Source organism: Hyphomonas sp. ske169, from assembly GCF_056850855.1.
In genome coordinates, this window is the sequence record NZ_CP096146.1 from 3,045,976 (window position 1) to 3,066,400 (window position 20,425).

16 protein-coding genes are annotated in these 20,425 nt (G+C 56.3%); 11 read left to right on the forward strand and 5 right to left on the reverse strand.

Annotated elements, in window-relative coordinates; translation table 11 throughout:
• Nucleotides 1–16 precede the first annotated feature (16 nt).
• Together MY069_RS14900 and MY069_RS14905 are read left to right on the forward strand one after the other, a co-directional pair.
• Complete coding sequence (locus MY069_RS14900; protein WP_482794576.1) at nucleotides 17–1,690, forward strand: sodium/sugar symporter; 1,674 nt, start codon at nucleotides 17–19, stop codon at nucleotides 1,688–1,690.
• A gap of 95 nt (nucleotides 1,691–1,785) precedes the next feature.
• Nucleotides 1,786–2,964 carry a saccharopine dehydrogenase family protein gene (locus MY069_RS14905; RefSeq protein WP_482794577.1) on the forward strand — a complete coding sequence of 393 codons (1,179 nt, stop codon included), beginning with the start codon at nucleotides 1,786–1,788 and terminating at the stop codon, nucleotides 2,962–2,964.
• Nucleotides 2,965–3,082: 118 nt separating this feature from the next.
• Here MY069_RS14905 and MY069_RS14910 read toward each other — a convergent pair whose 3' ends face one another.
• Complete coding sequence (locus MY069_RS14910; protein ID WP_482794578.1) at nucleotides 3,083–3,523, reverse strand: PaaI family thioesterase; 441 nt, start codon at nucleotides 3,521–3,523, stop codon at nucleotides 3,083–3,085.
• Nucleotides 3,524–3,642: 119 nt separating this feature from the next.
• Between MY069_RS14910 and MY069_RS14915 the strand changes: the two genes are divergently transcribed.
• From MY069_RS14915 to MY069_RS14925, 3 genes are all read left to right on the forward strand, one after another.
• On the forward strand, nucleotides 3,643–4,803 hold the full coding sequence (locus MY069_RS14915; RefSeq protein ID WP_482794579.1) for an acyl-CoA dehydrogenase family protein: 1,161 nt from the start codon (nucleotides 3,643–3,645) through the stop codon (nucleotides 4,801–4,803).
• Entirely contained in the window at nucleotides 4,804–6,054 is a 1,251-nt protein-coding gene (locus tag MY069_RS14920; protein ID WP_482794580.1) for a serine hydrolase domain-containing protein, read from the forward strand.
• 206 nt (nucleotides 6,055–6,260) lie between these two features.
• On the forward strand, nucleotides 6,261–6,635 hold the full coding sequence (locus MY069_RS14925; protein ID WP_482794581.1) for a TfoX/Sxy family protein: 375 nt from the start codon (nucleotides 6,261–6,263) through the stop codon (nucleotides 6,633–6,635).
• A gap of 9 nt (nucleotides 6,636–6,644) precedes the next feature.
• Here the strand turns inward: MY069_RS14925 and MY069_RS14930 are convergent, their stop codons facing one another.
• Nucleotides 6,645–7,433 (reverse strand): enoyl-CoA hydratase/isomerase, encoded by a 789-nt coding sequence (locus tag MY069_RS14930; protein WP_482794582.1) that lies wholly within the window; start codon nucleotides 7,431–7,433, stop codon nucleotides 6,645–6,647.
• 138 nt (nucleotides 7,434–7,571) lie between these two features.
• Between MY069_RS14930 and MY069_RS14935 the strand changes: the two genes are divergently transcribed.
• Nucleotides 7,572–9,008 (forward strand): coniferyl aldehyde dehydrogenase, encoded by a 1,437-nt coding sequence (locus MY069_RS14935; RefSeq protein ID WP_482794583.1) that lies wholly within the window; start codon nucleotides 7,572–7,574, stop codon nucleotides 9,006–9,008.
• A gap of 47 nt (nucleotides 9,009–9,055) precedes the next feature.
• On the opposite strand, the gene MY069_RS14940 is transcribed toward MY069_RS14935, so the two are convergent.
• From MY069_RS14940 to MY069_RS14950, 3 genes are all read right to left on the reverse strand, one after another.
• On the reverse strand, nucleotides 9,056–11,008 hold the full coding sequence (locus tag MY069_RS14940) for an alpha/beta hydrolase family protein (protein WP_482794584.1): 1,953 nt from the start codon (nucleotides 11,006–11,008) through the stop codon (nucleotides 9,056–9,058).
• 64 nt (nucleotides 11,009–11,072) lie between these two features.
• Entirely contained in the window at nucleotides 11,073–12,566 is a 1,494-nt protein-coding gene (locus tag MY069_RS14945) for a DEAD/DEAH box helicase (RefSeq protein ID WP_482794585.1), read from the reverse strand.
• 196 nt (nucleotides 12,567–12,762) lie between these two features.
• Nucleotides 12,763–13,368 carry a superoxide dismutase gene (locus MY069_RS14950; RefSeq protein WP_482794586.1) on the reverse strand — a complete coding sequence of 202 codons (606 nt, stop codon included), beginning with the start codon at nucleotides 13,366–13,368 and terminating at the stop codon, nucleotides 12,763–12,765.
• A gap of 66 nt (nucleotides 13,369–13,434) precedes the next feature.
• Here MY069_RS14950 and MY069_RS14955 point away from each other — a divergent pair, with 66 nt between their 5' ends.
• The 5 genes from MY069_RS14955 (at nucleotide 13,435) to MY069_RS14975 (ending at nucleotide 20,380) form a co-directional block, all read left to right on the forward strand.
• A complete protein-coding gene (locus tag MY069_RS14955; RefSeq protein ID WP_482794587.1) occupies nucleotides 13,435–14,073 on the forward strand; it encodes a squalene/phytoene synthase family protein in 639 nt (212 codons plus the stop codon).
• 86 nt (nucleotides 14,074–14,159) lie between these two features.
• Entirely contained in the window at nucleotides 14,160–15,467 is a 1,308-nt protein-coding gene (locus MY069_RS14960) for a TolC family outer membrane protein (RefSeq protein WP_482794588.1), read from the forward strand.
• A 104-nt stretch (nucleotides 15,468–15,571) separates the two neighbouring features.
• Nucleotides 15,572–16,225, forward strand: coding sequence for a DUF2497 domain-containing protein (locus tag MY069_RS14965; RefSeq protein WP_482794589.1), 654 nt, complete (start codon nucleotides 15,572–15,574; stop codon nucleotides 16,223–16,225).
• An 89-nt stretch (nucleotides 16,226–16,314) separates the two neighbouring features.
• Entirely contained in the window at nucleotides 16,315–19,356 is a 3,042-nt protein-coding gene (locus MY069_RS14970) for a valine--tRNA ligase (RefSeq protein ID WP_482794590.1), read from the forward strand.
• Between the two features lie 10 nt (nucleotides 19,357–19,366).
• Nucleotides 19,367–20,380, forward strand: coding sequence for an isoaspartyl peptidase/L-asparaginase family protein (locus MY069_RS14975; protein ID WP_482794591.1), 1,014 nt, complete (start codon nucleotides 19,367–19,369; stop codon nucleotides 20,378–20,380).
• The last annotated feature ends 45 nt before the right edge of the window (nucleotides 20,381–20,425 follow it).

Sequence of the window (20,425 nt, forward strand, 5' to 3'; positions counted from 1 at the left end):
GGGAGGAAATTTAGTCATGTCATTGGACACCATCGATCTGGTGATTGTCGGCCTATACGCGGTCGCACTCTTCGCCATTGCCATCTTCGTGTCGCGGGAACCCGCAGGCGAAACCAAAGATACTGAGGATTACTTCCTCGCAGGGAAGGCGCTGCCCTGGTGGGCGATTGGGGCCTCCTTGATTGCCGCGAACATCTCGGCAGAGCAGATTATTGGCCAGTCGGGGCAGGGCTTTGTCGTCGGTCTCGCGATCGCCGCTTATGAATGGCAAGCTGCGATGGTCTTGATCATTGTTGCCGCGTTCTTCCTACCAATCTTCTTGAAGCGCGGGATCTATACGATGCCGCAATTCCTTGAGACCCGGTTTGGGCCGAGCGTGAAAACGATTATGGCGGTGTTCTGGATCTTCCTCTTCACCGCGGTGAACTTGACCACGGTCCTGTATGGCGGTGCGCTTGCGATCCAAGCGGTGACGGGCCTCGGCGTGTTTACAGGCATGGCCATGCTAGCCGGATTTGCCTTGCTTTACTCGCTCTATGGCGGTCTGAAAGCGGTGGCGCTGACCGACATTATCCAAGTCGTTATTCTGATCCTTGGCGGCTTTGCGATCACAATTCTTGTGCTCTCAATGGTCGGCGGCGATCGCGGCGCCATTGGTGGATTGAATACGCTGATGGGTGAGCTGCCAAGCCATTTTGAAATGATCCTAGACCGCGATCATCCCAGCTATCGCAATCTGCCAGGCATCTGGACGCTGCTCGGTGGATTGTGGGTGCTCCACTTCTCGTATTGGGGCTTTAATCAGTACATCATTCAACGGGCCCTCGGGGCCGAGAGCCTAGCCGAAGCGCAAAAGGGTCTCGCCTTTGCGGCGCTCCTCAAATTCCTGATCCCGTTGATTGTTGTGATCCCAGGCATCGCTGCTTTGTGGCTCGCTCAGAATGGCCTTCAAGGTCTCAGCGAAGAAGCGCTGAGCGCCAAGCCGGACAGCACCTATGGCGCATTAATGGCGCTGATGCCGGTTGGTATTCGTGGGCTGATCTTTGCAGCGCTGGTTGCGGCCATCGTGTCGTCGCTGGCTTCGATGATCAATTCGATCTCGACCATCTTTACGATGGATATTTATCGCGACTTCTTCGCCAAAGATCGGGCGGAAGGGCATTATGTTCTGATCGGCCGGATCACCGCGGCAACCGCTATGGTCATCGCGCTGTTCTTGGCCATCCCGCTGCTCGGTGGCGGCACCAGTATCTTCCAAACCATTCAGGAATATACAGGCTTCGTTGCGCCAGGCATTGTGGCCGTCTTCGTACTCGGCTTCTTCTGGAAGCGGACCAATACAGCGGGCGCCTTTGCGTTGCTGATCTCGTCCGTGATCCTGTCGCTGCTTTTCTTCACCGCGTCTGGATCAGATGGCGGCGGGGTTGCAGCGCTGCTTGGGCCGGTCTTCAACCCGATCCTGGGTCTGGCCGACTTTAACGTCACGAATATGCCCTTCGTGGTCCGGATCTGGTTCATCTTCTTGATCTGCGTGATCATTGGTGTGGTTGTGTCCCTGCTGACCCCGCCACCTGAAGAGCATCAGCCAGTTGATCTTAGCGATATCAGCTTCACCACAACGACGACGTTCAAAGTCTCAGCGGGTGTCGCGATTGCGATCTTGATCGGCTTGTACGCAGCGTTCTGGTAAGACCAGGCACTGTCTCGCAGCACATGACGCGGCGATAACATTTGCCAAGGCCCCCTCTGTGCCCCAGTTAAAGGCAACAACATTAGGAGGGTGCCATGGCAACTGGCCGCGAATTTGACGTCATCGTTTATGGATCAACCGGCTATACAGGCCGGTTGGTCGCTGAATATCTCTCTAAGACCTATGGCGTCGGCGGCGACGTCACCTGGGCCATGGCGGGGCGGAGTGCTGACAAGCTCGCCGCTGTCCGCGACGAGATCGGCGCGCCAGCGGATACGCCGTTCGTAGTTGCTGATGCAAATGACCCCGCCAGCCTTAAATCCATGGCCGAACGGGCCGGGTGTATCTGCACAACTGTCGGGCCTTACCAGCTCTATGGCGAAGCCTTGGTGTCTGCCTGCGCCGATGCGGGCACTGATTATGTCGATCTTTGTGGTGAGCCGGCTTGGATGCACCAGATGATCGAGAAATATGAAGGCGCGGCGCAAGCTAGCGGTGCGCGGATTGTCTTTTCTTGCGGGTTCGACTCGATCCCGTTCGATCTCGGCGTCTGGTTCACTCAAGAAGCGGCGAAAGAGCGGTTCGGCAAGCCTGTCCCGCGCATCAAAGGCCGCGTCCGTAAGATGCAAGGCACTTTCTCTGGCGGCACCGCAGCAAGCTTCAAAGCGACCATGGCGTCTGTCGGCAAAGATCCTTCGCTATTGGGCGTTTTGCAAAACCCGTTCAGCTTGACCATGGGCTTCCAAGGCCCGGATCAGCCGCACGGAATGAAACCGATTGAAGACACCGATATTGGCAGCTGGTCTGCGCCTTTCATTATGGCGTCGATCAACACCAAGAATGTCCACCGCTCAAACGCCCTGATGGGACATGCCTATGGTGAAGACTTCACCTATGATGAGATGATGCTGACCGGCCCTGGCGACCAAGGCAAAGCGGCAGCTGAAGCGATTGCCAGCATGGATATGATGGGCGGCGATGATGGTCCAAAGCCTGGCGAAGGGCCAAGCAAGGAAGAGCGCGAAGCCGGCTTCTATGACGTCATGTTCCACGGCACATCCGCCGACGGCCAAGTTATCATCGCGGGCGTTACCGGCGATAAAGACCCAGGCTATGGCTCAACCTCCAAGATGATTGCTGAAAGCGCCATCTGTCTCGTCAAAGATGATACGGGTACGCCAGGCGGGATTTGGACCCCAGCACCGGCGATGGGCGGACCTCTGGTCAAGCGCCTAACCGAAAAAGCCGGGCTCACCTTTACGGTCGAGAATTAAGGCGAGCACCAAACCAGCCCTCATCCTGAGCGAAGTCGAAGGACGAGGGCGGTGCGATCTGGGATGGCATCCTTCGACTTCGCTCAACATGAGGCAATCATTCGCTCAGGCAGAGGTGCTAGCCTGTGGTCGCCTTTTTATGCCGTTTCTTGATCGTGCCAGAGAAGTTTAAGACCGGGCGTCCATCTCCCGTGATGACGCCGCGCACGAAAGTGATTGAGCGTCCGCCGCCCATCACTTCGCCGCGCGCTTCGATCAGCTCGCCCTCGAGCGCGCCGGAGAGGAATTCCGAGGTGAACGCTACCGTCACGCCATAGCCGTCATCGTCGCCTGAATGGGCGAGAGCGAAGAGCGCGAAATCGGCGAACGTCATCAGCGCGCCGCCATGCACCACGCCGCCCGCATTCATATGTTTCCGCGCCGCTCGGAAGGCCGCAACCATTTGCCCATCCTCTTCGCGCTTTAAATAGAACGGGCCGGCGGCGTCATGTTCAAACGGTTCATTCGGCCAAGTTGACCATCCCGCAAACTCGCCTTCAGTGATTGTTTTAGCTTCCATAATCGGCCCTCCTGGTCAGCAGACATAGCGTCGTGACGACAATTCGCTAGCGTGACGATGCGTCAGGGTTCGACTTGGCGAGCAGCTTCGGTATTGTGGGTCTCAGGAGGAATTGATCCATGGCTTTTGATCCCGAAATTCGCGCGGCTTTGATTGATCAAGTGCGCCGCTTCGTGCGCGAGCGCTGCGTCCCGGCCGAGGCGCAAGTGGCTGAGGATGATCTCGTGCCGGATGAGCTGGTTCAGGAAATGAAAGAGCTTGGCCTGTTCGGGCTTGCGGTGCCGGAAGCTTATGGTGGTCTGGGCCTCGATATGGAAACCGAATGCTTGGTTGGCTTCGAACTCGGCTGGACCTCTCCCGCCTTTCGGTCAGTTGCCGGGACGAATATTGGGATTGGCTCACAAGCGCTCGTCCTGTTCGGCACCGAAGAGCAGAAAGAGAGATATCTGCCAGGGATTGCAAGCGGCGATATCGTCACCAGTTTCGCGCTGACCGAACCCGAAGCCGGGTCTGACGCGGCTGGCCTGCGGACCAAGGCGACGAAGGATGGCGACGGCTATCTGCTGAGCGGCGGAAAACGCTATATCACCAATGCCAATGTCGCGGATCTGTTCACGGTCATGGCGCGCACCAATCCAGACGAGCCGGGCGCTAAGGGCGTGTCGGCCTTCATCGTGTCGCGCGACACGCCGGGTCTTTCGGTTGGCAAGCCAGAAAAGAAAATGGGCCAGCAAGGCGCGCATATTTGTGACGTGAATTTCGACAATGCCCGCGTGCCTGCTGAAATGATGGTCGCCGGTGAGGGCGAAGGCTTTAAAGTCGCGATGAGCGTGCTCGATAAAGGCCGTTTGCATATTTCCTCGGTCTGCACTGGCATGATGGATCGCTTGATCAGCGAAATGGTCAATTACGCCATGGAGCGCGAACAGTTCGGTAAGCCGATCATGCAACATCAGCTGATCCAAGCGATGATCGCCGACAGCCAGGCCGAGGCCTATGCCGCGCGCTGCATGATCTTAGACGCAGCGAAAAAACGCGATGCGGGGGAGCCGGTCACAATGCTGGCCTCGTGCTGTAAAATGTTCGCGTCGGAGGCCGTTGGCCGGGTTGCGGACCGCGCCGTGCAAGTGTTTGGCGGCGCCGGCTATGTCGCTGATTATGGCGTTGAGCGCTTCTTCCGTGACGCGCGCATATTCCGCCTCTATGAAGGCACGACTCAAATCCAACAGATCATCATCGCCCGCGAGCTCAGCCGCGCAGCGAAACGCGGAGAAATTTAAATGGCCGATACCGAGCACGAATTTGCGCCAGAAGATGTCGGCTTAAATTCCGAGCGGCTGGATTACATTCCGGACTATTTCGACAAGGCCTATGTCAAAGATGGCAAGCTGCCTTGTATGGCGACGCTGGTCTCTCGCAATGGCCAAATCGTACATGAGGCCTATCGCGGCAAGACTCATCTCGAAGGGGGATCGCCAATTGGTCCGGATACGATTTTCCGGATCTATTCGATGACCAAGCCGATCACCTCGGTTGCTGCGATGATGCTGCATGATGAAGGCATTCTCCGTCTCGATCATGAGATCTCTCGCTACATTCCTGAGTTTGCGGACACGCAAGTCTGGGATGGCGGCGACTTGAAGGACTATAAAACCCGCGCGCCGGATCGGCCCATGACGGTGCGCGATGCGTTCACCCACACGACGGGCGTCACATATGGATTCCTATTCCAGCACGAAGTCGACGCGCTCTATCGGGCTGAGAAAATCGGAAACCTCGGCGAAGGCGAGGGAGAGACATTGGGCGAAATGTGCGCGCGTATCGCCAAACTGCCTCTCGTCTTCTCTCCCGGCGAGCGCTGGAATTATGGCCACTCAACAGACATTCTCGGCCGCGTGGTTGAAGTCGCCAGCGGGATGTCGCTCGACGTCTTTTTCCGCGAGCGGATTTTCGAGCCGCTGGGCATGGTCGATACCGACTTCTTTGTCCCAGAGAGCAAGCTCGACCGGTTGATGGCGTGCTATGCGAAAAACCCGATCACGGGCGAAGTCACGATGAGCGACGGGGCAGGGGCAGACAGCAAAGCCTACAAAACCCAGCCAAAACTGCTCAATGCCGGTGGTGGATTGGTCTCAACGTTGCGCGATTATCACCGCTTCTGTCTGATGCTCCTGCAAGGCGGCAGCCTGGAAGGCACCCGTTTGCTTAGCCCTAAGACGGTTGAGTTCATGCGGATGAACCATTTGCCAGGCGGTAAGACGATCAAAGAGATGGGCGATCAAACCTTCTCTGAGGCTCGCATGGAAGGCAACGGATTCGGACTGGGCGGATCGACAGTGGTCGATGTGGCGGAAACGCTGACACCAGGATCTGTCGGATCCTTTAGCTGGGGCGGGCTTGCGAACACATTCTTCTGGATCGACCCGGTGGAAGAAATGATCGCCATTCAAGCCACGCAGATGATCCCAACCGGCTGTTACCCGATCCGGCCACAGTTCCAGCAATTGGTTTACGCTGCGGTTGATTGGTAGCCTAATCGGCGAAACACTTCGAAATATGGTGTGTTCTTGAGGGTATTTTCTGCCTCAAAACGAGAAAAATGAGTTAGCGCGCGGTTTGTCAGCGTTGTCAGGCTTGCCAAGCCGCAAAAAATTACCATGTTCCGCAGCGTAAGTCCCGAAAACGCGCCGGTGCTTGGTCCGGTAGACAGATAACGGGTCACCACCGGAGGAATTGAATGACGAAATTGGACAACCCGTTCCACACTTATGTAGAAGACCTATTCGCCAATCTAGGACGCATCCGAATACGGAAAATGTTTGGCGGTGCCGGGGTCTATTCCGGCGAAGATATGTTCGCGTTGATCGACAAAGATCGTGTTTATGTAAAATCAGACGACCGGCTCAAAAAGCACTTGGAATCCGAGGGCGGAGAGCCATTCGAATGGACCAATCCAAATACCGGAAAGACCATTCGCATGAGCTATGTCTCACTTCCGGTAAACGCGCTTGATGACCGTGACGAAGCTTCTGCTTGGGGCCGTAAAGCCCTTGATGTCGCCATCCAAGCTCGACGCGCGAAAGTGAAGTCGCCGCGCCGGATGACGTTCTAATTCACGCGCCTAGCTGTTCCGGAAATTCGCCGGACGCTTCTCGAGAAACGCTTTTACGCCTTCTCTGAAATCAGGTTGACGCCCAGCTGTTCGCTGGGCAAACCGCTCCGCCTGAAGCTGGCTGTCAAAGTCATTGTCTTCGGCCTGCCATACCAGATCCCTGATCAATGCCAGCGCTTGGGTTGGCCCATCGGCCAGACGTTTCGCGTAAGCCCGCGCTTCATCCATTAATTGATCATCTGGAACGACGCGATTGATCATGCCCCATTCCAGCGCCTGATCGGCGAAGACTTTGTCGCCAAACAAGGTCATTTCCATTGCTTTCGCGCGCCCGACCATACGTGGTAGAAGGAAGGTCGAGCCACCATCTGGTACCAGTCCGATCCGGCGGAAGGCCTGTAGGAAATATCCGCTTTCAGAGGCAATGATGAAATCGCCCATGAGCGCAATTGAACACCCAACTCCGGCGGCTGGACCGTTCACGGCTGTGATGATCGGATGCGGGTGCGTGCGCATCGCCTTGATGAAGGGATTATAGTGCGTGTCGAGCCCTTTACCGGCATCCGGCTTGCCTTTCTCAGGCGCGCCATCAGGTCGTGCTGAAAGGTTCGCGCCAGAGCAGAAGCCCCGGCCATTGCCTGTGATGATCGTACAGCGTGCGGCGTCTGCCGCCTGTTCGATCGCCAGCGATAATTCTTCAATCGTGTCCATCCCAGCGGCGTTCATCGTTGCTGGATCGTTGAAGGCGATGGTCGCGATATCGTCGACCACCTCATAAGAAATCTTCGTGAAGCTCATGGCGCTCTCCCATTTTCATTTAATCTATTCGGCTCAGCGCCGCTGAAAACCGTGACGTGGCGGCAGGCGGATTCGTTTTGTGTTCTGCTGGTTCTGGGTTATCCTTTACGTCAACGATAATATACCTCGGAGGAAATAATGGCATTGGACGGACTGACAGCGGATGGCATGGGCGCCATCCTCGCCAAACAAAAGGCCGCAAACATTCGAGACGGAATCCCGTCTGCGGCGCAACGCGAGGCCTGGATCGACAAATCGATTGACCTCTTGGTGACGCATGGCGAGGCCCTCTCCAAAGCAATGGCTGAAGATTTCGGACACCGCTCTGTCGACCAATCCAATTTGACCGATATTGCGAGTTCGATTGGCGCGCTGAAATTTTCGAAGAAGCACCTCCGCAAATGGATGCGGCCGGAAAAGCGCGGGGTCGAATTTCCGCTCGGATTGCTCGGATCGAAAGCGCAGGTTCAATATCAACCAAAAGGCGTCATTGGTGTGATCAGCCCTTGGAACTTTCCCGTTAACCTGACCTTCGCGCCAATGGCGAATGTTTTCGCAGCGGGCAATCGCGCGATGATTAAACCGTCTGAGTTCACCGAAAAAACGTCTGAGCTCATGGCTGAGCTGTTCGCTAAATATTATACCGAAGAAGAGGTCGCGGTTGTGACGGGCGGCCCGGATGTCGGAGCAGCGTTCACCAAACTGCCGTTCGATCACATCATTTTCACAGGCGCGACCTCTGTCGCCCATCACGTGATGCGCGCGGCGGCGGACAATCTTGTGCCGCTCACCTTAGAGCTTGGCGGGAAATCGCCCGTCATCCTGGGGAAATCGGCAGATCTGCAAAAAGCCGCTAACCGGATTATGGCGGGTAAGACGATGAATGCAGGCCAGATCTGCTTGGCGCCGGACTATGCCTTCGTGCCAGAGGAAAAGACTGGCGAGTTTGTCGGCGCTGCTCAAGCCGCCGTCGGAAAGATGTTCGCCGACGGCCTCAAAGACAATGATGATTACACATCGATCGTCAATCAGCGCCATTATGACCGGCTCAACTCTTACCTCGATGATGCCCGCGAGAAGGGCGCCGAAGTGATCGAGATCAATCCGCAGAACGAGAATTTCAGTCAGCAGCCGCACCATAAAATGGCGCCGCATATCGTTCTCAACCCGACTGATGATATGAAAGTCATGCAGGATGAAATTTTCGGACCGATCCTGCCGCTTAAGTCTTACAATGAGACGAAAGATGCGGTGGCCTATATCAACGACCATCCGCGTCCACTGGGTTTGTATTATTTCGGCGATGACGCGAATGAGCGTGAGATGGTTCTCAACAACACCACATCAGGCGGGGTTACGGTCAATGATGTGGTGTTCCACGTTGCGCAAGAAGACCTGCCATTTGGCGGCGTCGGACCGTCTGGTATGGGCGCCTATCATGGCCGCGACGGGTTTTTCGAGTTCAGCCACAAAAAGGCGATCTATACGCAAACGGGTAGTGAGCTCCTTGCTATGATGCGCCCGCCTTATGGCGAGAAATTCCGCAAACAAGTGCAAGGCCGGCTCAAGAAATAGGGCCGAGCTGGTCGATTTTTGAAAGCCGCTCTCCGGGGCGGCTTTTATTATTCAACCGGCAAATGCTCTGACAGAAATCTGTCCATCTCTTCGAGTGTTTGCAGCCGGGTATCTGCCACGGATAGCCAGTGATCCTCGCCCTTCAGCCGGACCAGCTCGACATCTTTTCCGGCGCGCTTGAGCGCATTTCTCATCTTTGTGCTCTGGGCGTAAGGCACCACGGTATCGTCATCACCATGCATCAGCAGAACAGGCGCCTTCACATTTTCTGCGAAGTTGGCAGGAGAGATAGAACGCAGTTTCTCGCGGCGCGCATCTCCAGCTGCCATCACACTTTCCCAATAGCTGACGACCCAATGGTGTCGACCATAATCGCGTTTTTCCTGTTTTAGCATTTGGTTGAGGTCGCTGACCGGGGCGATCGCGATGACGCATTTATAGAGCTCAGGCGTGAAAACGGCGCCCGCGAGCGCGGCATAGCCGCCATAGCTGCTACCCGCGATGCAGACTCGTTCTGGGTCGGTATATTGTGCCGCGACCAGAGCGTTCAGCCCATCGGTAATATCGTCCTGCATTTTGCCGCCCCACTCACCGCGACCGGCATCTTCAAATTCGCGTCCAAATCCAGTTGAGCCGCGAAAATTAGGCTGAAACACGAGATAGCCGCGATTGGCGAAATATTGCGCCATCCAATCAAACCGGAAACTGTCATACGATGCTGGGCCGCCATGTGGCAAAACCAGGGTCGGCAGCGGTTTGGTCTCGCCTGGTCGATAATCTGGCGGCGCGGTAAGAATGGCTTGAATGGTCAATCCATCACGGGCTTGATAGTTGATATTCATCAACATGCCATGCGCCGTCGCCGGAATGTCTGGTCGGCTTTTCACGACCGTTTTCAGCGTATCATCTTCGCGGCTATGCGACACCCAAAGCTGTCCGAGACTGGGCTGGAACACGCGATACAAGACTTTCGATCGATCATCGGTCCAAGAGTCCAAATAGATCGTCGTACCTGGCAATTGCGCCGAGATCTTTTCATAACTGTCTTTGAGCAGTGGATCCAAAAAAGCATAGTCTGGCTCAACGCCCGCATAGCGGATGCCTAAGACCTTACGATTATTGTCAGTATATGTGCTGATGATTTCGCGGTCTTTTGTAGGGATAAGAGGCCCGCTGATCTCGCCGTCGAGCGATAGTTTCATCAAGGCGTCGAAACCATCATCCTGAACTTGGGCGAAGACCAACCCGGTCTCGTCCGGCATGACGCCTCGGATCGACATTGGAAGAATTTCGTCTTCGATCTCTAAGATCGTTGTCCATTTTTTGTTTTTGTAAGACTGAACCTGGTATTTGTTGCTGCGATTATTGTAGCGCTCGCGCGCGAGCACGATCCCGCCATCGCCAACAAACCAGTCTCGTGTATCAGCCGTGCCGCGCGCGAACCGGCGCCCTCGGGGGCGGTTAAGAGGTACGCGCAACAGATCGAGGTTTGGATTCGAATGAGCCGCCCCCATAAGGGCCGGCATCAATACTTCACCGGCTTTGTCGCTGCGACCAATAATGGTTCCAAGCCCGATTTGGGCCGGAAAGACGCCTTGCGTACCCTTCAATAATTGTTTGACATCTTGGGTTTCCAGATCAAACACGAACGCGCCTGAATACTCATATTCTCCCCGAAATCCGTACGTTTTCGTTGTTTCGGACACATGAAGGATGACATGGTCATTATCATAGAACTCAACGCCGCGCGCTTTCAGTTCTCTGAGGCCAAGTTGAATGGGTGGAGCACCTTCGAGGCTTAATACCGCCAAGCGCGATCCGTCCTTCAAATGGACGATTGTCGCGACTTTTGTGCCATCGGGAGAAAGCTCCGCATCCGCGATTTGCGGCAAAGCCCCATAGGCGGCAAGCGGTGGTTTAGGGTAATCGTCGATTTGCGCAGCAATCTGAAGTGCAGATTGAGACAGGGTGACAATAATCAGAAGTAAAGTGGTCTTCATGTGTAATCTCACTCAAGCAGTGATGTGAGATTATCTGGCGCAATCGTCTTCGCAAGACTTATTTTTATTTCAGAAAAGCCGGGACGTCTTCGCCGAATCCTTTCACATCATCGGGAGCAGGCTCCAAAATCAGATCATCATCTTTGCGTTTGAAATCACGCTTCGGGCGCTCTTTGCGCTCGCGCTTTGGCTTTTCTGTGGTTTCGGACGCTGCTTCTTCCGGAGCATTATCCTCTCCGACGTCAGCGCGCTCTTTGCGATCTTTGGAGCGACCCCGTCCTCCGCTTCGACCTTCGCCCCGACCCTCACCACGGCCTTCATCGCGTCGCCCGCGGCCACGTCCTGAGCGTTCGCCGCGGCCGCGCCCTCGACGGCCACCTTCGTCGGCAGGCAGATCTTCAAGCTCTGCTTCAAGACCTTCGGGCATATATTCTTCGACATCGGTTTTGATGAGCATCATCACGCCGCGCCAGCCTTTGGCGTCGTCCGGCCCCACCAAGGTAAAGCTTTCGCCTTCGCGCCCAGCACGACCTGTCCGTCCAATCCGGTGGACATAGTCTTCGTCTTTTGGCGGCGGTGAGTAGTTAAACACATGGCCAACGTCGGGAATATCAAGTCCGCGTGCCGCAACATCCGAAGCGACCAGCAATTGTAGCTCGCCATCGCGAAATTTGTTCAGCGTCTCCATACGCGCGCTTTGCGGCAAGTCGCCATGGATCGGGGCGGCGCTAAAGCCATGCTTGGACAGTGATTTTGCGACGATATCGACTTCCCGCTTGCGGTTACAGAAGACGATGCCATTTTTCACATCGCGGCTTTCAATCACGCGGCGCAGGGCGGTCCGTTTGGCTTTGTCATCGCCGCGAGCGATCTTGACGACATGCTGTTTGATCGTCTCGGCGGTTTTCGATTGGCGGGCCACTTCGATCCGGATCGGATCTTTTTGGAATGTCTTAGCCAGGCGCGCGATTTCTTTCGGCATGGTCGCTGAAAAGAGCAAGGTTTGGCGGCGCGGTGGCAGCAGCTTACAAATTTTCTCAATGTCCGGAATGAAGCCCATATCGAGCATCCGGTCGGCCTCGTCGATGGTGAAGACTTCGACGCCGGTGAGCAGAATCTTTCCGCGCTCAAACTGGTCAATCAAGCGGCCTGGCGTGGCGATCAACACGTCGACGCCGCGCATCAATTTCTGTTCTTGTTCTTTAAAGCTCACACCGCCGATGAGCAGCGCCATATTGAGTTTCAGGTCCTTGCCGTAAGTCTCGAAATTCTCTGAGACCTGTGCGGCGAGTTCGCGGGTGGGGCAAAGGATCAAGCTGCGCGGCATCCGGGCCCGGGCGCGGCCCTTGGCCAGGCGGTGCATCATCGGCAGAGTGAAGGCTGCGGTCTTGCCGGTTCCGGTTTGCGCGATCCCAGTCACGTCGCCGCCCTTTTTGATTACAGGAATGGCTTGTTCCTGGATCGGGGTGGGATGTTCGTATCCAGCGGCGTCAATTGCCGTTTGAATGCGGGGGTCGAGATTGAGCTCTGCGAATGTAATCTTTGGGGTGTCAGTCAATGTGTTGTCCAGCTGGAGGGTCTAAAATCGGTCTCATCAAGCTGTTCCGAATTGAACAGCGGGGCCGACTTAGAATCACTGCGCCGGCAAACATGTTGCGCCGCACATAGTGCAAAAAAGCCCACCGGCAAAGGTGGGCTCTTCAGTCAGTTGAAAAGTGTGCTTTTTGGGTTGTCGTCGGGCAGGGGCCCTATGACTAAGCCGCGTCAGCCAGATTCTGGTTCGCGAAATCCCAATTGACGAGATTGTCGAGGAAGCTTGCCATATAGTTCGGACGCGAGTTCTGATAATCGAGATAGTAAGCGTGTTCCCAAACATCCATGGTTAGGAGTGGGGTGACGCCAGCCTCGGTCAGAGGTGTTTCTGCGTTCGGCGTTTTGGTGATCGCCAGCTTGCCATCTTTCATGACCAGCCACGCCCAGCCTGAGCCAAACTGTCCGCCGCCAGCGGCTTTGAACTGGGTTGCGAACTCATCGTATGATCCGAAGTCGCGATCAATCAGCTCTGCGATCTTGCCGTGTGGCGCGCCGCCGCCGCCTGGCTTCATAGAGTGCCAATAGAAGGTGTGGTTCCATACCTGCGCAGCATTGTTGAACAGGCCTGCTTTTGCCGCATCGCCAGCAGCTGCCTTGACGATATCTTCCAGTGAAGCATTCGCCAGATCTGTGCCATCGATCAGTTTGTTGAGATTCACAACATAGGCATTGTGGTGCTTACCGTGGTGGAAGTTCAGCGTGTCTTCTGAGATATGCGGCACCAGGCCATCGCGGCCATACGGAAGTTCGGGAAGGTCAAAAGCCATGTCATTGGTCTCCTTAAGGAATTTTTTCGCTGTTTCTGAGCAGCGTTTGCCACAGATATGGGTTTCATGACCAGCCCTGCTAGTGATTCTCTGAAAGAAATTGTCGCGCGTTTGGATCAGCGGATTCAAACCGTCGATGAAGAACGCTGGTTATCAAGCCGATATGCGCCAGACCAAGCCCGCCGCGCGCTAATTATCTTGTATGCTTTTTACTATGAATTGGCGCGTGTTCGGGTCGTGGTCACCGACCATACGATGGGGCAAATCCGGTTCCAATGGTGGCGGGATGCGTTGAGCGAGCTTCGAGCCGGGGCGCCGCGCCAGCATGATGTGGTCTTAGCGATTGCGTCTGGCCTGACCGAAGCGGGTATCAATATCGATCAACTCGAGGCGCTGGTCGAGGCGCATGAGGCTGCGTTTCTGCAGGATGACCGCGATGCGGAACCAGAAAACCTTCTCGTAGAGATTGCAGCCCAGATCGTCGGCACAGACGCAAGCGATTTCGGCGCGATTGCGCTTGAATGGGCGGCATTGCGGCGAGGGGGCACTGTCGATGCGCCCCTTTTAAAGCAAAAAGTCGCAACACAATTGCGTCCGGCCGTTGCGCATTTCCGCATGCGGCATGTTTGGCAGAAAGGCCGCTCACTCACGGCGCTTCAGAAGCGGTTAAGTGTCTTGTGCGCAATGGTGTTTGGGCAAATCTAGGTGCGCCGCGACAAAAGAGTGAACAGTGTACACTTTTTCGGAAGGTGCATTAAATAGAGACGCAATAAAGATAAAAGAGGCCTCCCATGCTGCGTAAATCTGTTTTGGTGTCACTCTCCGCTTTGGTGCTCGCGCTCCCTGGGCAATCTGAAACTTTGCAGGATGCGCTGACGACGGCGTTCCAAACCAATCCGTCGCTGGAAGTGCAGCGGGTTGAACTCGGTATCGCGCGCGAACAACTCAACCAAGCGCGCGGCGCACGGGCGCCGACGGTCGATCTTTCTGCCTCGGGCGGATATGAGTCGCTCGACAGCAACCAGCCGATTGCGTTCAATGTCGGCGACCGGCCGATCGCTTCAGCACAATTACAAGCGACCTTGCCGCTTTATACAGGCGGGCGGATCAATGCCGGGATCAATCAAGCTCAAGCTGGAATTCTCGCCGCGAATGCGCAATTCGATGGCGTGTCGCAAGATCTCATCCTGAACGTGGTTACCGCTTATGTAGATGTGCTGCGTGACCGTGAAGCGATCAATATCCGCGCCAATAGTGTTGCGCTGCTCGAGGAGCAGTTGCGGGCAGCGACCGACCGGTTTGATGTAGGGTTTGCGACCCGCACAGACGTCAAACAGGCCGAAGCACGTTTGCAGGGCGCCCGCGCGGCGTTTTCAGGCGCTGAAGCGCAGCTTGAAGCTTCTTTGTCAGTTTATGAAGTGTTTGTTGGCCAGCCCGCGGGCGATCTCGCGCCAACCAGCGATGCGCCTGCCATCCCGGATTCTTATGAAGCAGCCCTTCAGTCGGCGCTTGCGCAAAATCCCGACCTGATTGCCTTGCGGCAAGCTGAAAAGGCGGCCGAGCAAGCCGTGCGCAGCGCGAAAGGTGAGAGCAAGCCAAGCCTATCCTTGGTCGGGACAGCGAGCGCGCAAGAGACGTTCGATATTGAGGCGTCCGTCATCACGCCGACCGGGGTTCAGACTTTGCCGGCTGACAATTATCGAGACACGCAGGTGCGTCTGTTGGCGCAAGGGTCTGTCCCGCTCTTCCAAGGCGGTATCCTGCGTAGCCGCGTTCGCGCCGCTCGACTTGAGCGCGAACAGGCCCGTTTGCAGACGATCAATGCGGAGCGCCAAATCACGGCCAGTATTGCGCAAGCTTGGTATGGCAATATCGCCGCTGAGCAGGCCATCACAGCGTCAGAACTGCAAGTTGAGGCCGCTGAAATCGCTTATGAGGGCGCTCAGGAGGAGCTCAGTGTCGGCACCCGAACCACGCTCGATGTGCTCGACCAAGAGCAGCAATTGCTTGAGGCCCGTCTTGGCTTGATCGAGGCGCGCCGCGATGCCTTCGTGGCCACGCACCAGCTTTTGCGCGCGATGGGGCAGCTCTCCCTTTAAGCTGATTGGGTTAAACTGCGGGCTTGTGATAAGTTAACCAAGTAATCCCTTGTTAACCGACCTGAAGTAGCCGGTTAATAGAAGCAAACTCAGTGGACGTGAATATGGGCGAGCAAGCACAAAAAGAACCGACCATGGAAGAGATCCTGTCTTCCATAAGAAAAATCATCGCTGACGACGACACAGTTGCGCCAGAGCCTGAAGCGGCCACAGAAGATGACAGTATGTTCGAGAGCGCGGCCGAAGAGCCAGCGCCGGTTGAGAGCGAAGAAGATGTTCTCGCCGCGATCAGTCAATCCATGGATGACCTGTCAGGCGATGCTGATTTTGCAGCGGAAACTGAAACGGATGACAGCCTCGATTTCGTCGTTGAAGACGATAATTTCGAGACGTTTGAAGAAACTGATTTTGAAGGGGTTGAAGATTTTGCCGAGGCTGAGGTGGAGCCTGTCGAAGATACGTTCGACCCGGTTCCAGAACCTCAACCAGAGCCCGTGATTGAAGAGGAAGCTCCCATGGTCGCTAAAACTGCCCCCCTTACTGATACTGCTACCGTCACCGCGGCTGCAGGCGCGCTTGGTAAGCTGCTCTCAAATGTTGAGTTTGGCGAAGAAGCTGGTGGCACAACCACGATTGAAGGCCTGGTGCGCGAGATGATGCGCCCAATGCTCAAAGAATGGCTCGACGAGAACCTTCCAGGCATTGTTGAAAAGCATGTGGAAGCCGAAGTGCAGCGAATTGCGCGCATGGCTGGCTAGACCCACACAATTCCTCTGCTAAAGAGACGGGCGCGCCAGAGATGGCGCGCCTTTTTCGATTCTCTCTATGACCGACCGGACCGTATAAAATGATCGACCAGCGTTTTGACCCAAAAGCCCATGAGCAGCGTATCTATCAGCGCTGGGAAGAGGCGGGCTGTTTCCGGCCAAGTATGGACACGTCCGCCGAGCCGTATGCGATCATGATCCCGCCACCGAATGTGACGGGCAGCCTGCATATGGGCCACGCGCTCAACAATACGATCCAGGACATTCTTTGCCGGTTCGAACGGATGCGTGGCAAGAATGTTCGCTGGCAGCCCGGCATGGACCATGCGGGCATCGCGACGCAAATGGTGGTTGAGCGGCAACTCGCGGCAAGCGGCAATCAGGACCGGCGCTCCATGGGGCGCGACGCCTTCATCGATAAAGTCTGGGAATGGAAAGAGGAGTCTGGCGGCACCATCCTGAACCAGCTCAAACGCCTCGGTGCATCTTGTGATTGGGAAAATACCAAATTCACGCTGGACGAAGATCTCAGCAAAGCGGTGAATAAAGCCTTTGTTGATCTCTATAATGACGGTCTGATCTATCGCGCCAAACGCCTGGTCAATTGGGACCCGCAATTCCAGACCGCGATTTCCAATCTCGAAGTCGAGAATAAAGAAGTCGACGGCCATATGTGGCACTTCAAATATCCGCTCGCGGGCGGGGAGACCTACACCTATGTCGAGAAAGATGCGGACGGTAATGTCACGCTGGAAGAGACACGGGACTATATCTCGATCGCCACAACCCGGCCTGAAACCATGCTCGGCGATGGTGCGGTGGCTGTGCATCCATCTGACGAGCGTTATGCCCCAATTGTCGGGAAGCTCTGCGAAATTCCCGTTGGGCCGAAAGAGCATCGCCGCCTGATCCCGATCATCACCGATGAATATCCAGATCCAGACTTTGGCTCGGGCGCGGTCAAGATTACCGGCGCGCACGATTTTAACGACTATCAAGTCGCCAAACGCGGCGGCATTCCGATGTATGCGCTAATGGACGAGAAGGGTCATATGCGCAGCGATGGCGAGGCCTATGACGCTGTCGCTCAAGTTGCGCAGCGTATCGCGGAAGGCGCAGAGAGTTTTGACGAAGCCAAGGTCGCGGCGATGAACCTGGTTCCAGACCAATATCGCGGCATGGACCGGTTTGAAGCGCGCAAAGCCGTGATCGCGGACATTACGGCAGAAGGCAATGCGGTGATGATCGCGGATCCGAAATGGAAACCGGAAGCGGCGCAGGAAGATCCCGGATCAAGTCCGGGACAGTCGGGTGACCAGGCCGCATCCCCGGCCCCCGAGCCGGGGTCTCCCACCTCTGCGCCCATGATTCCCTATGTTGAGAATAAGAAAATCATGCAGCCCTTTGGCGATCGTTCCGGCGTCGTTATCGAACCGATGCTGACGGATCAATGGTTTGTCGATGCTGAGACCCTGGCAAAACCCGCGATTGAAGCGGTGCGCGAGGGGCGGACCAAATTCGTGCCCGAGAATTGGGACCGGACCTATTATAATTGGATGGAGAATATCGAGCCTTGGTGCATCTCCCGCCAACTCTGGTGGGGCCACCGGATTCCGGTTTGGTATGATGCTAAAGGCAATCACTATTGCGCCGCCACACTTGGCGAAGCTCAGGCCAAAGCTGGCGAGGGCGTTTCGCTGACGCAAGACGAAGACGTTCTCGACACTTGGTTCAGCTCCGGCCTTTGGCCCTTCTCGACCCAAGGTTGGCCAGAAGAGTCGGATGGCCTCAAGACCTTCTATCCTGGCGCAACGCTGGTCACCGCGTTTGACATCATCTTCTTCTGGGTTGCCCGGATGATGATGATGGGGATCAAATTCATGGATGGCGAAGTGCCGTTCAAAGATGTCTATATCCATGCCATCGTTCGCGATGAGACCGGCAAGAAAATGTCCAAGTCTGAGGGCAATGTGATTGACCCCGTCGACTTGATTGACGGGATTGAAGCCGACGCCTTGGTGGCGAAACGCACGACGGGCCTGCGCCAGCCGGAAAAAGCGCCGCAAGTCGAGAAGGCGACCCGCAAACGCTATCCCAAGGGCTTTGAAGCCTATGGCGCGGATGCGCTTCGCTTCACACTCGCCGCCATGGCCACCAAAGGCCGCGACATCAATCTCTCGGTTGAGCGCGTGGCCGGGTATCGGAACTTTGGCACAAAACTCTGGAACGCGACGCGCTTTGCACAAATGAACGAAGCGAAGTTTGGCGGAAGCGCCGACCCGCAAAGCCTTGAATTATCGATCAATAAATGGATTGTTGGTGAGCTGTACAAATGTACGGCAGCCGTTTCGGAAGCCATTGAAGACTATCGATTCAATGATGCTGCCAGCGCCGCTTATCACTTCACCTGGGACGTTTTGTGCGACTGGTATTTGGAGCTTTCCAAGCCGATCCTCAGTGGCGACGATGCTGCAGCCAAAACAGAGACCCAGGCCGTGCTCGGCTGGATCCTGGAGCAGACCTATGTAGCCTTGCACCCGTTCATGCCCTTCATCACGGAAGCCTTGTGGGAACAGACCAGCGAGCGCTCGGACTTTCTCATGCAGCAGAGCTGGCCGGGCCTAAAAGGTGGTTTTGAAGATCAAGCCGCCGCCGATGAGCTTGGCTGGGTGCTGCGGGTGATTTCGCAAATCCGGTCCGTCCGCTCTGACGTCAACGTTCCAGCTGGCGCGAAAGTGCCCGTTAGCCTGACCGGCGCCAGTGAAGAAACGGCACGCCGCGTCGACGCCCACCGCGATGTCATCATGCGCCTAGCGCGGCTCGAAAAGTTTGACCTCGCCGACACAGCGCCTGCAGGTTCGGTTAAAACCGTGGCCGATGAGGCCACAATCGTGCTCGAGATCGCAGACCTGATCGATGCGGGCGAAGAAATTGCCCGACTGGACAAACAGCTCGGCAAGCTTGGCGGCGAGATTACGGGCCTCGAAAAACGGCTCGGCAATGACGCATTCGTGGCCAAAGCCCCGCCAGAAGTTGTCGCTGAACAGCGCGAGCGTCTGGCCGACTTGCAGGGCACACGCGACAAGCTTAGCCTCGCACGGGAGCAACTCGCCGCCCTATAAGGAGACCGCCATGTTTCGCACTGTGCTTGCCGCAGCGACCGTTCTGATCGCTGCCTGTCAGGGACCTATTCAAGAAACAGCAGAGGAGGTCGTTCCCGTGTCTGGTCCTGACCAACCTGAATGGCGGCTCGTCATACATGGCGGCGCTGGTGTCATCCTTCGCGAGAATATGACACCAGAACGCGAGGCCGCTTATACCGCAGCGCTTGAAACGGCTTTGGAGGCCGGTGCCGATGTGTTGCGCAATGGCGGATCCGCGGTCGATGCGGTCCAAGCGGCTGTGATCCCCATGGAAGATGATCCGCTATTCAATGCCGGGCAGGGCGCTGTGTTTACGGCCGCCGCTGAACATGAGCTCGACGCTTCGATCATGAGCGGGGCGCAGCGTGATGCAGGCGCTGTGGCGGGGGTGAAGCGGGTGAAGAACCCGATCCTCGCCGCACGCGCTGTGATGGACCAGTCGGAACATGTGATGTTTGCGGGGGAGGGCGCGGACGCGTTTGCGGAGTCCGTCGGTCTCGAACTGGTCGACAATTCTTATTTTGACACGGACCGGCGGCGCCAGTCGCTTGAGCGCGTGCTGCGTGAGCGCGAGCGGACCGATGCGGATCGCCATGGAACCGTCGGCGCTGTTGCGATTGATGTAGATGGCAACCTCGCGGCGGCCACAACGACGGGCGGAATGACCGCGAAGGCGGCTGGACGGATCGGTGACTCGCCCCTGATCGGCGCGGCAACTTATGCGCAGAATGGCGTCTGTGCCGTTTCGGCGACTGGACATGGGGAGTATTTCATTCGCGTCGCCGTGGCGAAAACGATTTGCGCGCGGGTTGAACTGGCGGGCGAGAGCGTTGGCGATGCCGCGCAGAGCGCCCTTGATCAAGTCGCTGAGCTTGGCGGTGATGGCGGTGTCGTCGTGATCGATGGAAATGGCGATTATGAGTATGTTTTCAACTCAAAGGGTATGTATCGCGGCATGATCGACCCAGACGGGATGGAAACGGCGATTTTTGAGCAAGAATAGCCCTTTTTGTGTGGGTGACAGGGGCGCGCGGAGCGGCTAAGGCTC

Bases quoted from the DNA above. Each gene is read 5' to 3' on its own strand.
- MY069_RS14900 (WP_482794576.1), top strand. From the start codon at position 17: ATGTCATTGGACACCATCGATCTGGTGATTGTCGGCCTATACGCGGTC.
- MY069_RS14905 (WP_482794577.1), top strand. From the start codon at position 1,786: ATGGCAACTGGCCGCGAATTTGACGTCATCGTTTATGGATCAACCGGC.
- MY069_RS14910 (WP_482794578.1), bottom strand. From the start codon at position 3,523: ATGGAAGCTAAAACAATCACTGAAGGCGAGTTTGCGGGATGGTCAACT.
- MY069_RS14915 (WP_482794579.1), top strand. From the start codon at position 3,643: ATGGCTTTTGATCCCGAAATTCGCGCGGCTTTGATTGATCAAGTGCGC.
- MY069_RS14920 (WP_482794580.1), top strand. From the start codon at position 4,804: ATGGCCGATACCGAGCACGAATTTGCGCCAGAAGATGTCGGCTTAAAT.
- MY069_RS14925 (WP_482794581.1), top strand. From the start codon at position 6,261: ATGACGAAATTGGACAACCCGTTCCACACTTATGTAGAAGACCTATTC.
- MY069_RS14930 (WP_482794582.1), bottom strand. From the start codon at position 7,433: ATGAGCTTCACGAAGATTTCTTATGAGGTGGTCGACGATATCGCGACC.
- MY069_RS14935 (WP_482794583.1), top strand. From the start codon at position 7,572: ATGGCATTGGACGGACTGACAGCGGATGGCATGGGCGCCATCCTCGCC.
- MY069_RS14940 (WP_482794584.1), bottom strand. From the start codon at position 11,008: ATGAAGACCACTTTACTTCTGATTATTGTCACCCTGTCTCAATCTGCA.
- MY069_RS14950 (WP_482794586.1), bottom strand. From the start codon at position 13,368: ATGGCTTTTGACCTTCCCGAACTTCCGTATGGCCGCGATGGCCTGGTG.
- MY069_RS14955 (WP_482794587.1), top strand. From the start codon at position 13,435: ATGACCAGCCCTGCTAGTGATTCTCTGAAAGAAATTGTCGCGCGTTTG.
- MY069_RS14960 (WP_482794588.1), top strand. From the start codon at position 14,160: ATGCTGCGTAAATCTGTTTTGGTGTCACTCTCCGCTTTGGTGCTCGCG.
- MY069_RS14965 (WP_482794589.1), top strand. From the start codon at position 15,572: ATGGGCGAGCAAGCACAAAAAGAACCGACCATGGAAGAGATCCTGTCT.
- MY069_RS14970 (WP_482794590.1), top strand. From the start codon at position 16,315: ATGATCGACCAGCGTTTTGACCCAAAAGCCCATGAGCAGCGTATCTAT.
- MY069_RS14975 (WP_482794591.1), top strand. From the start codon at position 19,367: ATGTTTCGCACTGTGCTTGCCGCAGCGACCGTTCTGATCGCTGCCTGT.